Source organism: Azonexus hydrophilus DSM 23864 (assembly GCF_000429605.1).
Taxonomy (GTDB): Bacteria; Pseudomonadota; Gammaproteobacteria; order Burkholderiales; family Rhodocyclaceae; genus Azonexus; species Azonexus hydrophilus.
This window is the reverse complement of sequence record NZ_AUCE01000017.1, coordinates 150,353-169,702: the sequence shown is the minus strand read 5'-3', so window position 1 is coordinate 169,702 and position 19,350 is coordinate 150,353. Positions and strand designations below refer to the sequence as shown.

Here is a 19,350-nt window from a genome sequence, read left to right as displayed (position 1 = left end):
ATGGAGAGAGACATGACCACCACCGCATTCCGTCGCGACCTGGCCAACGCCGTCCGCTTCCTGGCCATCGACGCCGTCGAGCAGGCCAAATCCGGCCACCCCGGCGCCCCGATGGGCATGGCCGACATCGCCGAAGTCCTGTGGCGCGACCACCTGCGCCACAACCCGGCCAACCCGCAGTGGGCCGACCGCGACCGCTTCGTGCTGTCGAACGGCCACGGTTCGATGCTGATCTACGCGCTATTGCACCTGACCGGCTACGACCTGCCGCTCGACGAACTCAAGCGTTTCCGCCAGTTTGGCAGCAAGACCGCCGGCCATCCCGAAGTCGGCCACACGCCGGGCGTCGAGACGACCACCGGGCCGCTTGGTCAGGGCATCAGCAACGCGGTCGGCATGGCGCTGGCGGAAAAGCTGCTGGCCCAGCGCTACAACCGGCCCGGCCACGCCATCGTCGATCACCGCACCTGGGCCTTCCTCGGCGACGGCTGCATGATGGAAGGGATCAGCCACGAAGCCTGCGCGCTGGCCGGCGTGTGGGGGCTGAACAAGCTGGTCGCCTTCTACGACGATAACGGGATTTCCATCGACGGCCACGTCGAAGGCTGGTTCCGCGACGACACCGGCGCCCGTTTCCGCGCCTACGGCTGGGATGTCATCGGCCCGATCGACGGCCACGACGCCATCGCCGTTGCCGCCGCCATTGCCGAAGCCAGGCAGTCGCGCAGCAAGCCGACCCTGATCGTCTGCCGCACCCAGATCGGCTGGGGTTCGCCGAACAAGGTCGGCAGCCACGACGTGCATGGGGCGCCGCTGGGCGCGGCCGAGAACGCCGCCACCCGCGCCGCGTTGAACTGGCCGCATGCGCCGTTCGAGGTGCCGGCGGCGCTGCGTAGCGCCTGGGACGCCCGTGCCAGCGGTGCGGCGGCCGAAGCGCAATGGCAAGTTGAATTCTCTGCTTACCGTGCGCAATACCCCGAGCTGGCTGCCGAATTCGAGCGCACCCAGGCCGGTGGCCTGCCGGAGAGCTGGCCGGAAATCCGCGCCGAACTGCTCGCCCAGTCGGCAGCGAAGACCGGCGGCATCGCCAGCCGCAAGTCGTCGCAGAACTGCCTCGATTTCCTGATCGACCGCGTTCCCGAACTGCTCGGCGGTTCGGCCGACCTCACCGGCTCCAACCTGACCGCCGGCAAAGGCAGCGTTGCCTGGCATGCGGCCGGCGAGCGCACACCCAACTACATCTCTTACGGCGTGCGCGAATTCGGCATGGCGGCGATCATGAACGGTGTCGCCCTGCACGGCGGGCTGATTCCCTACGGCGGCACCTTCGCCGTGTTCTCGGACTATTCGCGCAACGCCATTCGCATGAGCGCGCTGATGCAGCAGCGCGTCGTCCATGTGCTGACCCACGACTCCATCGGCCTCGGCGAGGACGGGCCGACGCACCAGCCGGTCGAGCACGTCGGCAGCCTGCGCCTGATTCCCGGTCTCGATGTCTGGCGTCCGTGTGATGAACTGGAAACGGCAGTGGCCTGGGCCGAGTCGCTGGAGCGCCGCGACGGGCCGAGCGCCCTCTTCCTGTCGCGGCAGAACCTCGACCAATGCGGCGACCGCCCCGGTCGGGCCGAAGAGATTGCCCGCGGCGGCTACGTCCTGCGCGACGCCGACGGTCCTTTGCAGGCGGTGATCATCGCCACCGGCTCGGAAGTCGGCATCGCCCTGGAAGCGCAGCGCGAACTGGCCACCCACGGGGTTGCCGTGCGCGTCGTCTCCATGCCTTGTTGCGAACGCTTCGACCGCCAGAAAAGCGCCTGGAAGCGCGCGGTGCTGCCGCCGGAGGTCGTGCGCATCGCCATCGAGGCCGCGCATCCCGACCCCTGGCGCAAGTATGTCGGCCTGGTCGGCGAGGTGGTCGGCATCGACCGCTTCGGCGCCTCCGCCCCGGCGTCTGCGCTCTACGAACATTTCGGGCTGACCGCCCGCCACCTGGCCAGCGTCGTCGTCGAAACCATCGCCCGTGAAAGCGGCAACGACGGCGATTTCTGAACGCGCCAGCGACACCAGAATTTTCATAAATCAGGAGACAAACCCATGCCAATACGGGTGGCAATCAACGGCTTCGGCCGTATCGGACGCATGGCCTTCCGCGCCATCGCCCAGGAGGCCGAGTTTTCCGGGCTGGAGGTGGTCGGCATCAACGACTTGCTCGATCCGGACTACCTCGCCTATCTGCTCAAGCACGACTCGGTGCATGGGCGTTTTGCCGGTGAGGTGGCTGTCGAAGGCAGCGACCTGATCGTCGACGGCCGGCGCATCCGCCTGACCGCCGAGCGCAATCCGGCCGACCTCAAGTGGGGCGAGCTCGGTGTCGATCTGGTGATCGAGGCGACCGGCTTCTTCCTCACCCGGGAAAGCTGCCAGGCGCACGTTGCCGCGGGGGCGCGCAAGGTCGTCCAGTCGGCGCCGGCCAAGGACGATACGCCGATGTTTGTGTTCGGCGTGAATCACGCCGATTACGCCGGCCAGGACATCGTCTCGGCAGCGTCGTGCACGACCAACGGACTGGCGCCGGTGGCCAAGGTGCTCAACGACCGTTTCGGCATCAAGCGCGGGCTGATGAGCACGGTGCACGCGGCGACGGCCACCCAGAAAACGGTCGACGGCCCGTCCGGCAAGGATTGGCGCGGCGGTCGCGGCATCCTGGAAAACATCATCCCGTCGTCGACCGGGGCGGCCAAGGCGGTCGGCAAGGTGATTCCGGCGCTCAACGGCAAGCTGACCGGGATGGCCTTCCGCGTGCCGACCTCGGATGTCTCGGTGGTCGACCTGACCGTCGAACTGGATCGCGCGGCGAGCTACGCCGACATCTGCGCGGCCATGCGCGAGGCGGCCGAGGGGCCGCTCAAGGGCGTGCTCGGCTATACCGACGCAGCTGTCGTGTCGACCGATTTCCGGGGCTGCCCGCAGCCGTCGATCTTCGATGCCGGTGCCGGCATCGCGCTCGATCCGAGCTTCGTCAAGGTCGTCGCCTGGTACGACAACGAATACGGTTATACCTGCAACCTGTTGCGCCTGGCGCGCCACATCACGCACTGAGGAACCCCCATGGCCCTGATTTCCCTGCGCCAGTTGCTCGACCACGCCGCCGAGCACGCCTACGGCCTGCCCGCCTTCAACGTCAATAACATGGAGCAGATCCACGCCATCATGCAGGCGGCGGCGGACTGCGACAGCCCGGTCATCCTGCAGGCCTCGGCCGGCGCCCGCAAGTACGCCGGCGAGCCCTTCCTGCGCAAGCTGGTCGAAGCCGCCATCGAGCAATACCCGGACATCCCGGTCTGCCTGCACCAGGACCACGGCACATCGCCGGCGGTCTGCCTGCAGTCGATGCGTAGCGGCTTCTCCAGCGTGATGATGGACGGCTCGCTCGGCGAAGACGGCAAGACGCCGACCAGCTACGCCTACAACGTCGACACCACCTGCAAGGTGGTGGACATGGCGCACGCCATCGGCGTGTCGGTCGAGGGCGAACTCGGCTGCCTCGGCTCGCTGGAAACCGGCGAGGCCGGCGAGGAAGACGGTATCGGTGCCGCCGGCAAGCTCGACCACGCGCAACTGCTGACCGACCCCGACGAAGCCGCCGATTTTGTCGCCAAAACCGGCGTCGATGCGCTGGCCATTGCCATCGGCACCAGCCACGGCGCCTATAAATTCACCCGCCCGCCGACTGGCGAAATCCTGGCCATCGAACGGATCAAGGCGATCCACGCGCGCATTCCCGATACCCATCTGGTCATGCACGGTTCCTCGTCGGTGCCGCAGGAATGGCTGGCGACCATCCGCCAGTACGGCGGCACGATCAAGGAAACCTACGGCGTGCCGCTGGAAGAAATCGTCGAAGGCATCCGCCACGGTGTGCGCAAGGTCAACATCGACACCGACATTCGCCTGGCGATGACCGGCGCCATGCGTAAAGCGATGGCCGACAAGCCCGACGAGTTCGATCCGCGCGCCTTCCTCAAGGCCGCCGTGACCGCCGCCCGTGGCATCTGCCGGCTGCGTTTCGAAGCCTTCGGCTCGGCCGGGCGGGCGTCTGCCATCAAACCGATCCCGCTGGATCGCATGGTCGCCCGCTACCGCTGATCCCTACCGAAGTTCTCTGCGCGACCCTTGGTCGTTTTGGGCCCCGCCAGCCGGGGCCATTTTTTTGCTGAGGAAGAGCCCATGAATCCCCTGGAAGCCATCATTGCCCCGAGCATCCTTTCGGCCAACTTCGCCCGTCTGGGCGAGGAAGTCAGCAACGTCATCGCCGCCGGTGCCGACTGGATCCATTTCGACGTGATGGACAACCATTACGTCCCCAACCTGACCATCGGCCCGCTGGTCTGCGAGGCGATCCGGCCCTGCACGACGGCGCCGATCGACGTGCACCTGATGGTCAAGCCGGTCGACCGCATCGTTCCCGATTTCATCCGCGCCGGGGCCGATCTGATCACCTTTCACCCGGAAGCGTCCGAACACGTTGACCGCAGCCTGGCGATGATTCGCGACGGCGGCTGCCAGGCCGGCCTGGTCTTCAACCCGGCGACGCCGCTGGACTGGATGGACCACGTCATGGACAAACTCGACGTGGTCCTGCTGATGAGTGTGAACCCCGGTTTCGGCGGCCAGAAATTCATCGCCCAAACCTTGAACAAGGCGCGCGCCGCCCGTGCGAAAATCGATGCCTACCAGCAGTCGACGGGCCGGCGCATCCGCCTCGAAATCGACGGTGGGGTCAATCCCGGCAACATTGCCGAAATCGCCGCCGCCGGGGTCGATGCCTTCGTCGCCGGGTCGGCGGTTTTCGGCGCCGGCCGCGACAGCGATCCGCACCGTTACGATACGATCATCCGGACATTGCGTCAGGCGCTCAAGGAGTCCCCATGAAATTCCGTTCCATCACCTTCGACCTCGACGGCACCCTGCTCGACACCGTCGGCGACCTGGCCGAGGCCTGCCGCCTGATGCTGATCGACCTCGACCAGGCGCCGCGCAGTGAAACCGAAATCCGTCATTTCGTCGGCCGCGGCATGGTCGTGCTGGTCGAACGCTGCCTGACCCGCGAGTCGGCCCCCGACGCTGAACTGATGGCGCGCGGCATCGCTGCCTTCCAGCGGCACTACGCGGCGGTCAACGGTCACCGCACTGAATTCTTCCCCGGCGTCCGCGAAGGCCTCGCCGCCTGGCACGCGACCGGCCTGCCGCTGGCCGTGGTGACCAACAAACCGGCCGCCTTCACCGAGCCGCTGCTCGAACGCACCGGCATCGCCCATTATTTCCAGGCCGTCGTCTCCGGTGACACCACCCCGCACCGCAAACCGCATCCGGCCCCGCTGCTGCACGCCTGCGCCGCGCTCGGCTGCGCGCCTGCCGATAACCTGCACATCGGCGACTCCAAACACGACATCGAAACCGCCCGCAACGCCGGCAGCGCGGTGTACTGCGTGCCTTACGGCTACAACGAGGGCGAGCCGGTCAAGGCCGCCGATTGCGACGCGCTGGTCGCCGACCTGGGCGTGGCGCTACGGCTGGCGCACAGCGCCTAAGGGGATGCCAGAACAGGACGTGTCAGCGCCAGTCGTCGCTTGGCATGATCCGTTTCATGAACTCGTCGAACATGGGCACGGTGAACGCGGTGTCACCGTGGTTGGGGCTCCAGATCATCCCTTTCGTTATCAATGAGCTCCGCGTCGGGGCCAATGAAGAGACGGCCGCATCGAAGCAGCCGGCAATGTCGCCTGAGCGGTGGGGCCCCTCGCCCAGCTCTGCCATTGCTCGGAGATACTTTTTCTCCTTCGGGGTAAGGCGGTCGAAGCGCACGCGGAAGAAGCTCTCATCGAGCGCCGCTACGGCGGTGACAGATGCTGCGCTGACGGCGTCGCTATCGATCGGCGATGCCTGCGCCGCCTGCCAGGTGTGGCTGCCCCACTGTTGCAGAAAGTACGCGTAGCCTTGGGTGACCTGCAAAATCTGGCTCAGTGCCGATTCCGTGATCGCCACTCCTTCGTCCTCGAGTGGTTTCTCGATGGCGCGGCGGGCTGCGTCTGGGGGCAGCGGCCCGATCATGGGGAAATCAAACAGGCGTTCGGCGTACGACTTGGCGTTTCCCATCTGGCCGCGCAGTTGGGGCAGACCGGCGCCGACCAGAACGACGGGCAACTGGCGTTGTTCTGTTCGATGTATTGCCGTGATGAGGGCAGCTAGCTGTACCTCCTCCACGTATTGCAGTTCGTCGATGAAGATCGCTAGGGCAGTGTGGGCGGATTTTGCTGCCAAGCCGACTTGTTCGAACAGCGCTTGCAGATCGTGTTCAAGATCGCCATTGTCGGCCAGGCCCGGTTCGGGCTCGTAGTCGATGCCGACCTCGATATCACCGAAGGTGACTTTGAGCTTGCGGGCAAAACCTGCCAGCGCGCGCAATCCGCGCACGGCGTAGTCTTTCGCGGCCGCAATCTGGCTCAGGCGCAGCAGGGCCTGACGCAGCTGTGGTGCGATCAGCGCGGGTAGCGAGCGGCCTTCAGGTGCCTCGACACGGACCGTGTGGATTCCAGCGGCCTCCGCATCCATCCTGATACGGTCCAAGAGCACAGTTTTGCCGACGCCCCGCAGGCCCACCAGCATGGCACTCTTGGCAGGGCGACCGATCCTGGCGCGTTCGAGCGCGATGCGCAAGGACTCTCGCAGTTCGTCACGACCTGCCAGTTCGGGAGGTGGAGTGCCTGCGCCGGGGGCGAATGGATTACGAATCGGGTCCATGTGACGCAGTTTATATTGAGATTTGTCTAATTACAACAAAAAGATAATTTGAAAAATCTCAATATAAATTTAAAGTGGCTGGCTAACCGATGGTGCGAAACAAAACAGCCACCCGAAGGTGGCTGTTGGCGGACGAGCGTGAAAAACCGGCTTACTTGACGATCTGGTTCAGCTCGCCCTTGGCGTAGCGTTCGGCCATCTTGTCCAGCGACAGCGGCTTGATCTTGCTTGCCTGGCCGGCGCAGCCGAAGGCTTCGAAGCGGGCGAGGCAGATTTTCTTGGCGGCTTCGCGGGCCGGCTTGAGGTAGTCGCGCGGGTCGAACTTGGACGGGTTTTCGAACAGGTAGCGACGGACCGCGCCGGTCATCGCCAGGCGGATGTCGGTGTCGATGTTGACCTTGCGCACGCCGTGCTTGATGCCCTTGACGATTTCCTCGACCGGCACGCCGTAGGTTTCCTTCATGTCGCCGCCGAACTGGCGGATTTCTTCGAGCAGTTCCTGCGGCACGCTGGAGGAGCCGTGCATGACCAGGTGGGTGTTCGGGATGCGCGCGTGGATTTCGGCGATGCGGTCGATGGCGAGGATGTCGCCGGTCGGCTTCTTGGTGAACTTGTAGGCGCCGTGGCTGGTGCCGATGGCAATGGCGAGCGCGTCGCAGTTGGTCTGGCGGACGAAGTCGGCGGCCTGCTCGACGTCGGTCAGCAGTTGTTCGCGGGTCATCACGCCGTCGGCGCCGTGGCCGTCTTCCTTGTCGCCCTTCATGGTTTCGAGCGAACCGAGCACGCCGAGTTCGCCTTCGACCGAAACGCCGATGCTGTGCGCCAGTTCGGTGACCTTGCGGGTGACGTCGACGTTGTATTCGTAGCTGGCGACGGTCTTGCCGTCGGCTTCCAGCGAGCCGTCCATCATCACCGACGAGAAGCCGGACTTGATTGCGGCCATGCACACGGCCGGGCTCTGACCGTGGTCCTGGTGCATGACTACCGGGATGTGCGGGTAGGCTTCGAGCGCGGCCAGGATCTGGTGGCGCAGGAAGGGTTCGCCGGCGTATTTGCGGGCGCCGGCCGAGGCTTGCATGATCACCGGGGCGTCGAGCTGGCTGGCCGCTTCCATGATCGCCCAGACCTGTTCCATGTTGTTGACGTTGAAGGCGGGCAGGCCGTAATCGTGCTCGGCGGCGTGGTCGAGCAGTTGGCGCAGGGAAACGAGCGGCATGGGAACTCCTGTGTTCGGTAAGTTTCGGGATCAGCCCGCTATTTTATTACGGCTGGGTGTTCAGGTGGTCGCCGACGCGGACGATCTTCAACGTATTGGTGCCACCGATGCTGCCGATCGGCTCGCCGATGGTGAGCACGATCAGATCGCCGAGCTCGACCACGCCGCGTTCGATCAGCAGGCTTTCGGCTTCGGCCAGCAACTGCTCGCGTTCGGTGTGCTGCTGGGTCATCAGCAGCGGGCGGACTTCGCGGTACAGCGCCATGCGCGACAGCGAGCCGGCGTCCGGGGTCAGCGCGTAGATCGGCACGCCGCAGTTGAGGCGGCTCATCCACAACGCGGTCGAGCCGGACTGGGTGAGGGCGGCGATGGCCTTGACCTTGAGGTGGTGCGCGGTCCAGATCGCGGCCATGGCAATCGACTGATCGATGCGGGTGAAAATGCGGTCGAGGAATTCGCGGTCGAGCGTGACTTCGGCCGAGCGCTCGGCCTCGACGCAGATGCGGGCCATCGATTCGACGACTTCGACCGGGTACTTGCCAGCGGCGGTCTCTGCCGACAGCATGACGGCGTCGGTGCCATCGAGCACGGCGTTGGCCACGTCGGAGACTTCGGCGCGGGTCGGCACCGGCGAATGGATCATCGATTCCATCATCTGCGTGGCGGTGATGGTCAGCTTGTTCTTGTCGCGCGCCATGCGGATCATCTTCTTCTGCAGCGCCGGCACGGCGGCGTCGCCGACTTCGACCGCGAGGTCGCCGCGGGCGACCATGACGCCGTCGGAGGCGTCGAGGATTTCGGCCATGTTGGTGACTGCTTCGACGCGTTCGATCTTGGCGATCAGCACCGCATCGCTGCCAGCGGCGCGCAGCAGCTGGCGGGCCATGTACATGTCGGCGGCGCTCTTGGGGAAAGAAACAGCGACGAAATCGACGCCGATCTCGGCGGCGGTGCGGATGTCTTCCATGTCCTTGGCGGTCAGCGCCGGTGCGGTCAGGCCGCCGCCCTGGCGGTTGATGCCCTTGTTGTTCGACAGTTCGCCGCCGACCAGTACGCGGGTATGGATTTCCGTGCCGCGCACTGCGTCGACCGTCAGTTTGAGGCGGCCGTCGTCGAGCAGCAGGATATCGTTGGGACGCACGTCCTTGGGCAGATCCTTGTAGTCGAGGCCGACGCGTTCCTGAGTGCCGAGCTTGCAGGCGGCATCGAGGATGAAGGCGTCGCCTTGGGCGAGCGTGATCTTGTTGTTCTCGAACTTGCCGACGCGGATTTTCGGGCCCTGCAGGTCGCCGAGGATGCCGACGATCCGGCCGTGCTTGGCGGCGGCTGCGCGTATGCCATCGGCGCGGGCCTTGTGGTCGGCGGCGGTGCCGTGTGAGAAATTCATGCGGACGACGTCGATCCCGGCCTCGACCATGCGTTCGAGGACTTCCGGGGAGGACGAGGCTGGGCCGAGGGTGGCGACGATCTTGGTATGGCGGGTCATGGTTTGTCTCGTTTGTCGGTGTCTGGCCGGGTGGCCCGGCTATTCTGAAGGTGTTTCGTTGCCTGCGTGTTTCCGGAAATGGGCTTCCATCTCCGCCAGGGGCAGGCCGAGGCGGAACTGTTGTTCGAACAGGCGCATCATCGGTAGTAATTCAAGACCGGCCTGGCCCAGGCGCTCGGCGATGTTTTCCTGGCGCAGCAGGGCCTGCATGCGCACGAAGGGATCGTCCGGTTCCGGGTCGCGGGCAACGATGGGGTTGCCCGGTGTCTTGCGGGCCAAGTCGAGGCGTTCCAGCGCCAGGTCGATCAATTGGGCTGCGGATCGTTCGCCGTCGGCGGGCGAGGCGGCGATACCGGCGCTCAGGTTGATCCGCGTCTGCTGGTCGCCGATGGTGATCTTGCGCTCGCTGAAGGCGCGACAGACGCGCTGGGCAAAGGCGATGGCGGTGGCCTGGCTGGTGCCCGGCGAAACGATCACGTAGTTGGAGTCGCCGGTGTGGCCGATCATGTCGTGCCGACCGATTTTTTCGCCGATCACCCGGGCGATGCGTGTGCCGATGTCGACCATGGTTTCCGTGCCAAAGCGGTCGATCAGGCATTGTTCGTTTTCGATGCCGAAGGCAACGCAGCAGGCAGAGAAGTTTTCTTCCGGCGCGTGCGCGGCAATGTCGGCGCACAATTTGCGGCAGATCGGCGTGCGGCCAGGGAAGGGTTCGTCGGCATCGCTGTGGCTGCTGTCGGGGAGGCCGAGGTTGGACGAAATGTCCCAGTTGACCAGGCGGCCGATGCGCTGGCGGATTTCGCTGCCGGCCATGCCGCGCACGATGAAGTCGCTGACCCCGCGCCCCTTGGCCTGGTCGCGGTTGGGGGCCGTCTCATCCTTGGAAATGAGCAGGAAGAACGGCATGTCGCTGAGGCGCTGCAAGCGGTTTTCGCGCAGCCGGGACAGCAACTCGTAGCCGCTGGTCCGGGCCAGGCTGATCGCCGAGACGACGGCGATGATCGAGGCGTCGAGGACCAGCGTCTGCCAGGCCGATTCGCCGTCGCTTTCCTCGCGGATGTCGAAGTCGTCGCGCAGGTGCTTGACGAGCGCCGTCCTGGCCACCCGTGACGGATCGACGATCAGGATGCGGCGCTTGTCGCTCATGGCGCTCAGCCGGCGGCGCGTTCTTCGAGCACGGCGATGGCCGGCAGCTTTTTGCCTTCGAGGAATTCAAGGAAGGCGCCGCCGCCGGTCGAGATATAACCGACGTCGTCGGCGATGTGGAACTTGGCGATGGCGGCCAGCGTGTCGCCGCCGCCGGCGATCGAGAATGCCTCTGAGTGGGCGATGGCGGAGGCCATCATCTTGGTGCCGCCGGCGAACTGCGGCAGCTCGAAGACGCCGACCGGGCCGTTCCAGACGATGGTGCCGGCGTTGGCGATGATTTCAGCCAGCTTGACGGCAGTCTTGGGGCCGACGTCGAGGATGCGGTCATGGGCGCTGACATCGTCGATCGAAATCTTGTTGGCGCGGGCCAGGGCCGAGACTTCGTCGGCGACGACGACGTCGGTCGGCAGCGGCACTTCGGCGCCGCGTTCCTTCATCATGTCCATGATCGCGTGCGCTTCCTTGACCAGGTCGGGCTCGGCCAGCGATTCGCCGATGCGCTTGCCGGAGGCGAGCAGGAAGGTGTTGGCGATGCCGCCGCCGACGATCAGTTGATCGACCTTGTCGGCCAGCGATTTGAGGATGGTCAGCTTGGACGACACCTTGGAGCCGCCGACGATGGCTACCAGCGGACGCTTGGGCGCATGCAGGGCCTTGCTCAGGGCGTCGATTTCGGCGCCCATCAGTACGCCGGCGCAGGCAATCGGTGCGTATTTCGCCATGCCGTGCGTCGTTGCTTCCGCGCGGTGGGCGGTGCCGAAGGCGTCGTTGACGTAAACGTCGCAGAGCTTGGCCATCTTCTGGGCGAGTTCGTCGTTGTTCTTCTTCTCGCCCTTGTTGACGCGGCAGTTCTCGAGCAGCACGACTTCGCCCGGCTTGACTTCGAAACCACCGTCGACCCAGTCGGCGATCAGGCGCACCGGCAGATGCAGCATCTGTCCAAGGCGGACGGCGACCGGCATCAGACTGTCATCAGGCGTCAGTTCGCCTTCGGTCGGGCGACCCAGGTGCGAGGTGACCATGACGGCGGCGCCTTTTTCCAGGCAGTAGCGGATCGACGGCAACGAGGCACGGATGCGCGTGTCTTCGGTGATGTTGCCGGCTTCGTCCTGCGGCACGTTGAGGTCGGCGCGGATGAAAACGCGCTTGCCGGAAACATCGAGGTCGGTCAGCTTGATGACATTCATGGTCTTCTCCAGATGGGTTTATTGTTGGTGAGCGGTCCAGTGGCGTGACCAGTGGTCGGCCACTTCGAGCATGCGGTTGGCGAATCCCCATTCGTTGTCGAACCAGACGAAGAGATTCACCAGATGGTTGCCGGCGGTGCGGGTCTGGCTGCCGTCGACGATGGCCGAATGCGGGTCGTGGTTGAAATCGATTGAGGCGTGCGCCTGATCCGACCAGGCCAGACGACGGCACAGCGGTCCGGCGGCGGCGTCGGCGAGCAGACGGTTGATGGTCTTGGCTGAAACCGCCTGGCGAGTGTGGATGGTCAGGTCGATGGCCGACACATTCAGCGTCGGCACCCGGATCGCCTTGGCGTGTACGCGGCCGGCCAGTTGCGGCAGCAGGCGTTCGACGCCGCGCGCCAGCCCGGTCGACACCGGGATGATCGACTGCATGGCGGAACGGGTGCGGCGCAGGTCGTCGTGGTGATAACCGTCGATCAGCGGCTGGTCGTTCATGACGGAATGCAGCGTGGTCAGCAGCGCCTGGTCGATGCCGATTTCGCGGTCGAGCAGGTCGAGTACCGGCACGATGGCGTTGGTCGTGCAGGATGCTGCCGAGACCAGGCGCTGGCTGCCGTTCAGCTCGTCCTGGTTGATGCCGGCGACGATGGTCGCGTCGACATCGTCGGCGCTGTGGCCAGGGTGGGACAGCAGCAGGCGCGGGCAGCCGGCGCTGAGAAAACGGTTCAATTCATCGCGCCGGCCATAGGCGCCGGAACATTCGACCAGCAGGTCGATACCGTGCTCGGACCAGTCGACTTCCTCAGGCGTGCGCGCATGACTGACGGCAATCGCTTGTCCATCGACGAACAGCTTGCGTTCGCCCAGGCCGATCTCGGCGGGGAAGCGCCCGTGCGTCGAATCGTAGCGGGTCAGGTAGGCGATGCTGTCGAGGTTGGCCGGCTCGTTGATGGCAACGACCTCGAAACGCCGGCGGGCATCGCCTTCGTGCAGGGCGCGCAGGAAGCAGCGACCGATGCGACCGTAGCCGTTGATGGCAAGACGCAATGGCGAGGATGTCGCGGGAGTGGGCGCAGGCACGGGCCGGGATTGGCACTAGGATGAAAGTGGTGATTTTACAGCGATGCAGACTGACTGAACATTGTTAAACGGTCAGGATGTCTGAATTCGGCGTGTACTTCTGCTGAGGTTCGGGCGGCTTGCCGGCAATTTCTGCCGAGTGGACGCACAGGCGACTGAAAAACGCCGGAAACAGCGGGTGTTTTCGCTGGGTACGCAATTTGCATGAGGCCTGGGTCGATTTGTTTCAGGTGAGGACGATATGAAAATCGGAACGGATTATGCAGGGGCGGCAATCAGTCTCGGCGGCAGTGCGCCGACCGGAGCGGCGGGGGATTTTTCGGCCGCCATGGCTGACGCCCGGGCGGCACAGGAAGAGGCTGCCAGGGGCGAGGCCAAGCGCACGCCGACTGAAGCCGAACGTATCGAGGCGGCACGAGAGGCGAGGGCGAATCTGGTCAAGGAATTGGTCGATTTCCTGGAAAAGCCGCTGGAAGTGCATCTGCGCGAAGCGGTGATGAAGGAAATGGGGCTGACCGAAGCCGATCTTGCGGCGATGCCGCCCACCGAGCGCCTGGCCACCGAGGCGATGATTACCCAGAAGGTGCGTGAGCGCTTGCTTGAGCGCAAGGATGAGGGCGAGCAGTCGGCGATGGATCAGCCGCTGCGCCCCGGCAATGAGGTGGTGGCGGTGCCGGACGTGCAATTCTCCGCCGAACGGCTGGCGACGATCATGGCCAACAGCATGGCCATGGCGGCCGGCAAGCTATAAAAAAAACCGCCGGGCTGGCCGGCGGTTTCTTGTGTCGCTGGGGCGCCTTACTTGGCGGCCATCCAGGCGCGGGCGGCGTCGAGCATGCGGCAGGAGTAGCCCCACTCGTTGTCGTACCAGGCCAGCACCTTGACCAGGGTCGAGCCGTCTTCGGCCTTGAGGACACGGGTCTGCGTCGCGTCGAAGGTCGACGATACGGTGGTGTGGTTGAAGTCCGACGACACCAGCGGTTCGGTGTTGACCGCCATGATGCCCTTGAGCGGGCCGTTGGCGGCGGCGGTCATCAGCGCGTTGATTTCGTCCTTGGTGGTGGCGCGTTCGGCGGTGAAGGTCAAATCAACGAGAGACACGTTGATGGTCGGGACGCGCAGCGCGAAGCCGTCGAACTTGCCGACCAGCTGCGGCAGCACCAGGCCGACGGCCTTGGCGGCGCCGGTCTTGGTCGGGATGATGTTGGCGGCAGCAGCGCGGGCGCGGCGCAGGTCCTTGTGGCGGACGTCCACCGTGACCTGGTCGTTGGTGTAGGCGTGCACCGTGGTCATCAGGCCGGACTTGATGCCGATGTTGTCGGACAGCACCTTGGCCACCGGGGCCAGGCAGTTGGTCGTGCACGAGGCGTTGGAAACAACCGTCATCGCCTGGGTCAGGATGCTTTCGTTGACGCCCATGACGATGGTGCCGTCGACGTCGTCACCGCCCGGGGCGGAAATCAGCACGCGCTTGGCGCCCTGTTCCAGCAGCGCCTGGGCCTTGGCCTTGGAGGTGTAGGCGCCGGTGCATTCGAGCAGGACGTCGACGCCGTGGTCGGCCCAGTTGATGTCCTTGGGGTTCTTGGTCGAGTAGAAGGCGATCTTCTTGCCGTCGATGATGATGCAGTTCTCACCTTCGGTTTCGACGCTGGTCGTGAAGCGGCCGTGCGTCGTGTCGTACTTCAGCAGGTGGGCGTTGGTCGCCAGGTCGCCGGAGGCGTTGATGGCGACGACGTCGAACTCGCTCTGCAATCCCTGCTCGTAAATGGCGCGCAGCGTGCAGCGACCGATACGACCGAAACCGTTGATTGCAACCTTGATAGCCATGGATCTATTTCCTCTCTGCGTTGGATGTATTGAAATCAGGACAACAGGCTTTTCGCCGTGGCGACGACATTGCCGACGGTGAAGCCGAACATTTCGAACAACTGGCCGGCCGGCGCCGATTCGCCGAAGCGGTCGATGCCGATCACGGCGCCATGCAGGCCGACGTACTTGCGCCAGAAATCCGGATGCGCCGCTTCGATGGCGATGCGCTTCTTGCAGGTGCCGAGCACCGAAGCCTTGTAGTCGTCGCTCTGGCGGTCGAAGACATTGGTGCAGGGCATCGAGACGACACGTGCGGCGATGCCTTCGCCGGCCAGTGCGGCCTGGGCGTCGAGCGCCAGTTTGACTTCGGAACCGGTGGCGATCAGGGTGATCTGCGCGTCGGCGTTTTCGGCCAGCACGTAGCCGCCCTTGGCGATGTCGGCGTCGGCGGCGTTCTGGGTCACGGTCGGCAGGTTCTGGCGCGACAGGGCGAGCAGACTCGGGCCGTCCTGGCGGTCGACGGCGGAAATCCAGGCGATGGCGGTTTCCGTTGCATCGGCCGGGCGCCAGACATCCAGGTTCGGGATGATGCGCATCGACGGGATGTGCTCGACCGGCTGGTGGGTCGGGCCGTCTTCGCCGAGGCCGATGGAATCGTGCGTGTAGACCATGATCTGGCGCTGCTTCATCAGCGCCGCCATGCGGATGCCGTTGCGGGCGTAATCGGAGAAGACCAGGAAGGTGGCGGTGTAGGGAATCAGGCCGCCGTGCAGCGCAATGCCGTTGGCGATGGCGGTCATGCCGAATTCGCGCACGCCGTAGTAGCAGTAGTTGCCGCCTTCGGTGCGGGTGACGCCCTTGCTGCCCTTGACGAAGGTCAGGTTGGAGCCGGCCAGGTCGGCCGAGCCGCCGAAGATTTCCGGCACCGCCGGGACCAGCGCAGCGATGGCGTTTTGCGAGGCCTTGCGGGTGGCGATGTTCTCGGCCTTGTCGCGACAGGCTTGCAGGTAGGCGGCCTTGGTCGCTTCCCAGGTGGCCGGCAGTTCGCGATGCAGCACGCGGCGCTCGAATTCGGCAGCCATTTCCGGGAATTCGGCCTGGTACTTGGCAAAACGACGCTGCCAGTTTTCCTCGAAGGCGGCACCGCGCACCTTGCCGTTCCAGGCAGCGTACACATCGCCGGGGATTTCGAAGGGCGGATGGTTCCAGCCGATGTAGGCGCGGGCGGCGGCGATTTCGTCCTTGCCCAGCGGTGCGCCATGGCAGTCGTGGCTGCCCTGCTTGTTCGGCGAGCCGGCGCCGATCACGGTGCGGCAGCAGATCAGGCTGGGTTTGTCGTGCACCGACTTGGCAGCGAGCAGGGCGCGTTCGATGGCTTCCGGATCGTGGCCGTCGACATTGGGCACGACGTGCCAGCCGTAGGCTTCGAAGCGCTTCGGCGTGTCGTCGGTGAACCAGCCTTCGACGTGACCGTCGATCGAGATGCCGTTATCGTCCCAGAAGGCGATCAGCTTGCCCAGGCCGAGCGTGCCGGCCAGCGAGCAGGCTTCGTGCGAAACGCCTTCCATCAGGCAGCCGTCGCCGAGGAAGGTGTAGGTGTGGTGATTGACGATGTCGTGGCCGGGGCGGTTGAACTCGGCGGCCAGCACTTTCTCGGCCAGCGCGAAGCCGACGGCGTTGGTGATGCCCTGGCCGAGTGGCCCGGTGGTCGTCTCGACGCCCGGCGTGTAGCCGTATTCCGGGTGGCCCGGCGTGCGGGCGTGCAACTGGCGGAAGTTCTTCAGGTCGTCGATGCTGACGTCGTAGCCGGTCAGGTGCAGCAGCGCGTAGATCAGCATCGAGCCGTGGCCATTCGACAGCACGAAGCGGTCGCGGTCAGGCCACGCCGGATTCGCCGGATTGTGGCGCAGGTGGCGACGCCACAGCACCTCGGCGATTTCGGCCATGCCCATCGGGGCGCCCGGATGACCGGAGTTGGCCTGTTGCACGGCATCCATGGCCAGGGCGCGGATGGCGCCGGTCAGGGGATTGAATTTGGGAGGGATGCTGATGCTCATGTTCCGGAAATCCAGCCTGCTTAAAAACGTGAATTATCGGCGAAAAGCACTGTTTTGGATAGGCGTTGGCCTTTCTCCAGTGACCCCGGAGGTGATTTGATCAGGGCTATCCCTAATGGGGGTGTGGCAATCGCGCAGGTAGACTCTGTCGCTGAAGTGCCGCCCTTCGAGCGGCCTAGGAGGATGACATGCAGCTTCTGCTCAAGCTGTCGCGTTTGATCGACGCGTTCAGCGAACGTTTGGGAAACCTGATTTACTGGCTGGTTCTGCTGGCCGTGCTGATATCCGCGGGTAACGCGGTGGTGCGCAAGACCCTGAATATCGGGTCGAACGCCTTTCTGGAAATCCAGTGGTACCTGTTCTCGGCGGTTTTCATGCTGGGGGCGGGTTACGTGTTCCTGAAGAACGCCCACGTCCGTATCGATTTCCTGTCCAACCGCTTCTCGCCAAAGGTGCGCAATATCGTTGATATTGTCGGCATCCTGCTCATTCTGACCCCTTTGTGCGTGGTCTTCATCGATCTTTCCTGGCCGCTGTTCCAGCGCGCCTGGGTCAGTGGCGAAATGTCGCAGAACGCCGGTGGCCTGGTTCGCTGGCCGGTGTATCTGCTGATGCCGCTGGGTTTCGGTTTGCTGCTGCTGCAGGCCGCATCGGAACTGATCAAACGTTTTGCCTTCCTCGCTGGCCTGATCCCTGATCCGATTGGCCACAACCCGCATGCGCCGGAGGAAGAGGTTCTTTCCTATGAAATTGAGGAGCACGCCGGTCGTGCCCGCGAGGAGCTGCGCTAATGGCCTTCATCGTCGAATACTTCGTGCCCCTGATGTTCGTCGGGCTGATCCTTTTCCTCATTTCCGGTTTTCCGGTGGCTTTTGCCCTGGCCGCGACTGGCCTCCTGTTCGGCACCATCGGCATGGAAGCGGGGCTGTTCCCGTCCACCCTGTTCCAGGCCTTGCCGCTGCGTTTGTTCGGTATCATGCAGAACGACACCCTGCTGGCCATTCCCTTCTTCACGCTGATGGGCATCATCCTGCAGAAGAGCGGCATGGCCGAGGATCTGCTTGAATCGATCGGTCAGGTCTTCGGACCCCTGCGCGGTGGTCTGGCACTGGCCGTGATCATCGTCGGCGCGCTGCTGGCGGCGACCACCGGCGTGGTTGCCGCATCGGTGATCGCCATGGGCCTGATCTCGCTGCCGATCATGTTGCGCTACGGCTATAACCGCGCCATTGCGGCCGGGACGATCACCGCGTCCGGCACGCTGGCGCAGGCAATTCCGCCGTCGCTGGTACTGATCGTCATGGCCGACCAACTGGGTCGCTCGGTGGGCGACATGTACGCGGGCGCAATGATTCCGGCCTTCATGCTGGTTGGGCTCTATGTGCTGCTGATCATCGGCCTGGCGATTTTCAAGCCCGACTGGGTGCCGGCGCTGCCGCCCGAGGCGCGTATCTATCGCGAGCCGAATGGCAGCAGTGGGCAGCTGTCCCTGTGGATACTCTCGGCCGGTTCCTGGGCGGTCGGGGCCTTGCTCTACTTCAACTACAACAGCGTTGCTGCCAGCCTGTTCGGCAGGAAGGGCGAAGCACCGTTCGATGAACGGGTGATTTTCACGCTGTCGGTGATCGGCATCATTGCCCTGCTGCTGGCGATCATCAACAAGAAACTGAAGCTTGGTCTGCTGTCGGTGCTCGCCGAGCGCGTGACCTTTGCCCTGATTCCGCCGCTGGTGCTGATTTTCCTGGTACTCGGCACGATCTTCCTCGGTATCGCCACGCCGACCGAGGGCGGCGCCATGGGGGCGGTCGGTGCACTGATCATGGCCTTGTCGCGCCGTCAGCTGTCGATGGTTTTGCTCAAGGAAGCGCTCGACAACAGTGCACGCCTGTCCTGCTTCGTGCTCTTCATCCTGATCGGCTCGACGGTGTTCTCCTTCACCTTCAACGCCGCCGACGGCCACATCTGGGTCGAGCACCTGTTCGACAAACTACCCGGCGGCCAGATCGGCTTCCTGGTGTTCGTGAACCTGCTGGTCTTCGTCCTTGGCATGTTCATCGACTTCTTCGAGATTGCCTTCATCGTCGTGCCGTTGCTGGCGCCGGTTGCCGAGAAGATGGACATCAACCTGGTCTGGTTCGGCATCATGATCGCGATGAACCTGCAGACATCTTTCCTGACGCCGCCCTTCGGCTTCGCCCTGTTCTACCTGCGCAGCGTCGCAGCGCGCACGGCGTACAAGGATGTGGTGACCGGCAAGCAGATCGAGCCGCTGACGACACCGCAGATCTACAAGGGGGCCATTGCCTTCATCTTCCTGCAGGTGATCATGGTTGCGCTGCTGATCATGTATCCGGGGCTCGTCACCGGCAACCTGGACGAGAAGGTCAAGGTCGATCTCAACACCATAGAGCTTGATGCGGGTGGTGCAGGCTGGGGGGATGCGCCTGATCTGCCCGAGCCGGCTGCACCGGTCGACGCCCAGGCCGACCCGGCAGCTGCCCTGATGGAACAGGTGCGGCGCGACGCGCAGCGCTGAGTTCTTCGAACATAAAAGCCGCCCCGCTG

General features: G+C 64.5%; 16 protein-coding genes. 8 read left to right on the top strand and 8 right to left on the bottom strand.

Annotated elements, in window-relative coordinates; genetic code table 11:
- The first annotated feature begins 12 nt into the window (after positions 1–12).
- The 5 genes from tkt (G471_RS0109955) (at position 13) to G471_RS0109935 (ending at position 5,588) form a co-directional block, all read left to right on the top strand.
- Positions 13–2,046: a transketolase gene (gene tkt, locus G471_RS0109955; RefSeq protein WP_043421384.1), complete on the top strand. Its 2,034-nt coding sequence runs from the start codon at positions 13–15 to the stop codon at positions 2,044–2,046.
- 45 nt (positions 2,047–2,091) lie between these two features.
- Positions 2,092–3,096: a type I glyceraldehyde-3-phosphate dehydrogenase gene (gap, locus tag G471_RS0109950; protein WP_028995220.1), complete on the top strand. Its 1,005-nt coding sequence runs from the start codon at positions 2,092–2,094 to the stop codon at positions 3,094–3,096.
- 9 nt (positions 3,097–3,105) lie between these two features.
- Entirely contained in the window at positions 3,106–4,143 is a 1,038-nt protein-coding gene (gene fba / locus G471_RS0109945) for a class II fructose-bisphosphate aldolase (protein WP_028995219.1), read from the top strand.
- A gap of 81 nt (positions 4,144–4,224) precedes the next feature.
- Entirely contained in the window at positions 4,225–4,929 is a 705-nt protein-coding gene (gene rpe / locus G471_RS0109940) for a ribulose-phosphate 3-epimerase (protein WP_028995218.1), read from the top strand.
- Complete coding sequence (locus G471_RS0109935) at positions 4,926–5,588, top strand: phosphoglycolate phosphatase (RefSeq protein WP_028995217.1); 663 nt, start codon at positions 4,926–4,928, stop codon at positions 5,586–5,588. Before rpe ends, G471_RS0109935 begins: the two co-directional genes overlap by 4 nt.
- Before the next feature lie 22 nt (positions 5,589–5,610).
- Here the strand turns inward: G471_RS0109935 and G471_RS0109930 are convergent, their stop codons facing one another.
- The 6 genes from G471_RS0109930 to G471_RS0109905 form a co-directional block, all read right to left on the bottom strand.
- A complete protein-coding gene (locus G471_RS0109930) occupies positions 5,611–6,798 on the bottom strand; it encodes an ATP-binding protein (protein ID WP_028995216.1) in 1,188 nt (395 codons plus the stop codon).
- Positions 6,799–6,949: 151 nt separating this feature from the next.
- Positions 6,950–8,014 carry a class II fructose-bisphosphate aldolase gene (gene fba / locus G471_RS0109925; protein WP_028995215.1) on the bottom strand — a complete coding sequence of 355 codons (1,065 nt, stop codon included), beginning with the start codon at positions 8,012–8,014 and terminating at the stop codon, positions 6,950–6,952.
- Positions 8,015–8,060: 46 nt separating this feature from the next.
- The gene (pyk, locus tag G471_RS0109920; protein WP_028995214.1) at positions 8,061–9,500 is read right to left on the bottom strand and encodes a pyruvate kinase; all 1,440 of its coding nucleotides are present in this window, start codon (positions 9,498–9,500) and stop codon (positions 8,061–8,063) included.
- Between the two features lie 39 nt (positions 9,501–9,539).
- Positions 9,540–10,646, bottom strand: coding sequence for a GGDEF domain-containing response regulator (locus G471_RS0109915; RefSeq protein ID WP_028995213.1), 1,107 nt, complete (start codon positions 10,644–10,646; stop codon positions 9,540–9,542).
- Positions 10,647–10,651: 5 nt separating this feature from the next.
- Positions 10,652–11,836, bottom strand: a complete 1,185-nt coding sequence (locus G471_RS0109910) for a phosphoglycerate kinase (RefSeq protein WP_028995212.1) — start codon at positions 11,834–11,836, stop codon at positions 10,652–10,654.
- Positions 11,837–11,854: 18 nt separating this feature from the next.
- Positions 11,855–12,886, bottom strand: coding sequence for a type I glyceraldehyde-3-phosphate dehydrogenase (locus G471_RS0109905; protein ID WP_028995211.1), 1,032 nt, complete (start codon positions 12,884–12,886; stop codon positions 11,855–11,857).
- Between the two features lie 274 nt (positions 12,887–13,160).
- Here G471_RS0109905 and G471_RS0109900 point away from each other — a divergent pair, with 274 nt between their 5' ends.
- Positions 13,161–13,670 carry a hypothetical protein gene (locus G471_RS0109900; protein ID WP_028995210.1) on the top strand — a complete coding sequence of 170 codons (510 nt, stop codon included), beginning with the start codon at positions 13,161–13,163 and terminating at the stop codon, positions 13,668–13,670.
- A 47-nt stretch (positions 13,671–13,717) separates the two neighbouring features.
- Here G471_RS0109900 and gap (G471_RS0109895) read toward each other — a convergent pair whose 3' ends face one another.
- Positions 13,718–14,746, bottom strand: a complete 1,029-nt coding sequence (gap, locus tag G471_RS0109895) for a type I glyceraldehyde-3-phosphate dehydrogenase (protein WP_028995209.1) — start codon at positions 14,744–14,746, stop codon at positions 13,718–13,720.
- A gap of 35 nt (positions 14,747–14,781) precedes the next feature.
- Complete coding sequence (gene tkt, locus G471_RS0109890; RefSeq protein WP_028995208.1) at positions 14,782–16,785, bottom strand: transketolase; 2,004 nt, start codon at positions 16,783–16,785, stop codon at positions 14,782–14,784.
- A gap of 188 nt (positions 16,786–16,973) precedes the next feature.
- Here tkt (G471_RS0109890) and G471_RS0109885 point away from each other — a divergent pair, with 188 nt between their 5' ends.
- Together G471_RS0109885 and G471_RS0109880 are read left to right on the top strand one after the other, a co-directional pair.
- On the top strand, positions 16,974–17,576 hold the full coding sequence (locus tag G471_RS0109885) for a TRAP transporter small permease subunit (protein WP_028995207.1): 603 nt from the start codon (positions 16,974–16,976) through the stop codon (positions 17,574–17,576).
- Positions 17,576–19,321: a TRAP transporter large permease gene (locus G471_RS0109880; protein WP_043421383.1), complete on the top strand. Its 1,746-nt coding sequence runs from the start codon at positions 17,576–17,578 to the stop codon at positions 19,319–19,321. Before G471_RS0109885 ends, G471_RS0109880 begins: the two co-directional genes overlap by 1 nt.
- The last annotated feature ends 29 nt before the right edge of the window (positions 19,322–19,350 follow it).

Bases quoted from the DNA above. Each gene is read 5' to 3' on its own strand.
- tkt (WP_043421384.1), top strand. From the start codon at position 13: ATGACCACCACCGCATTCCGTCGCGACCTGGCCAACGCCGTCCGCTTC.
- gap (WP_028995220.1), top strand. From the start codon at position 2,092: ATGCCAATACGGGTGGCAATCAACGGCTTCGGCCGTATCGGACGCATG.
- fba (WP_028995219.1), top strand. From the start codon at position 3,106: ATGGCCCTGATTTCCCTGCGCCAGTTGCTCGACCACGCCGCCGAGCAC.
- rpe (WP_028995218.1), top strand. From the start codon at position 4,225: ATGAATCCCCTGGAAGCCATCATTGCCCCGAGCATCCTTTCGGCCAAC.
- G471_RS0109935 (WP_028995217.1), top strand. From the start codon at position 4,926: ATGAAATTCCGTTCCATCACCTTCGACCTCGACGGCACCCTGCTCGAC.
- G471_RS0109930 (WP_028995216.1), bottom strand. From the start codon at position 6,798: ATGGACCCGATTCGTAATCCATTCGCCCCCGGCGCAGGCACTCCACCT.
- fba (WP_028995215.1), bottom strand. From the start codon at position 8,014: ATGCCGCTCGTTTCCCTGCGCCAACTGCTCGACCACGCCGCCGAGCAC.
- pyk (WP_028995214.1), bottom strand. From the start codon at position 9,500: ATGACCCGCCATACCAAGATCGTCGCCACCCTCGGCCCAGCCTCGTCC.
- G471_RS0109915 (WP_028995213.1), bottom strand. From the start codon at position 10,646: ATGAGCGACAAGCGCCGCATCCTGATCGTCGATCCGTCACGGGTGGCC.
- G471_RS0109910 (WP_028995212.1), bottom strand. From the start codon at position 11,836: ATGAATGTCATCAAGCTGACCGACCTCGATGTTTCCGGCAAGCGCGTT.
- G471_RS0109900 (WP_028995210.1), top strand. From the start codon at position 13,161: ATGAAAATCGGAACGGATTATGCAGGGGCGGCAATCAGTCTCGGCGGC.
- gap (WP_028995209.1), bottom strand. From the start codon at position 14,746: ATGGCTATCAAGGTTGCAATCAACGGTTTCGGTCGTATCGGTCGCTGC.
- tkt (WP_028995208.1), bottom strand. From the start codon at position 16,785: ATGAGCATCAGCATCCCTCCCAAATTCAATCCCCTGACCGGCGCCATC.
- G471_RS0109885 (WP_028995207.1), top strand. From the start codon at position 16,974: ATGCAGCTTCTGCTCAAGCTGTCGCGTTTGATCGACGCGTTCAGCGAA.
- G471_RS0109880 (WP_043421383.1), top strand. From the start codon at position 17,576: ATGGCCTTCATCGTCGAATACTTCGTGCCCCTGATGTTCGTCGGGCTG.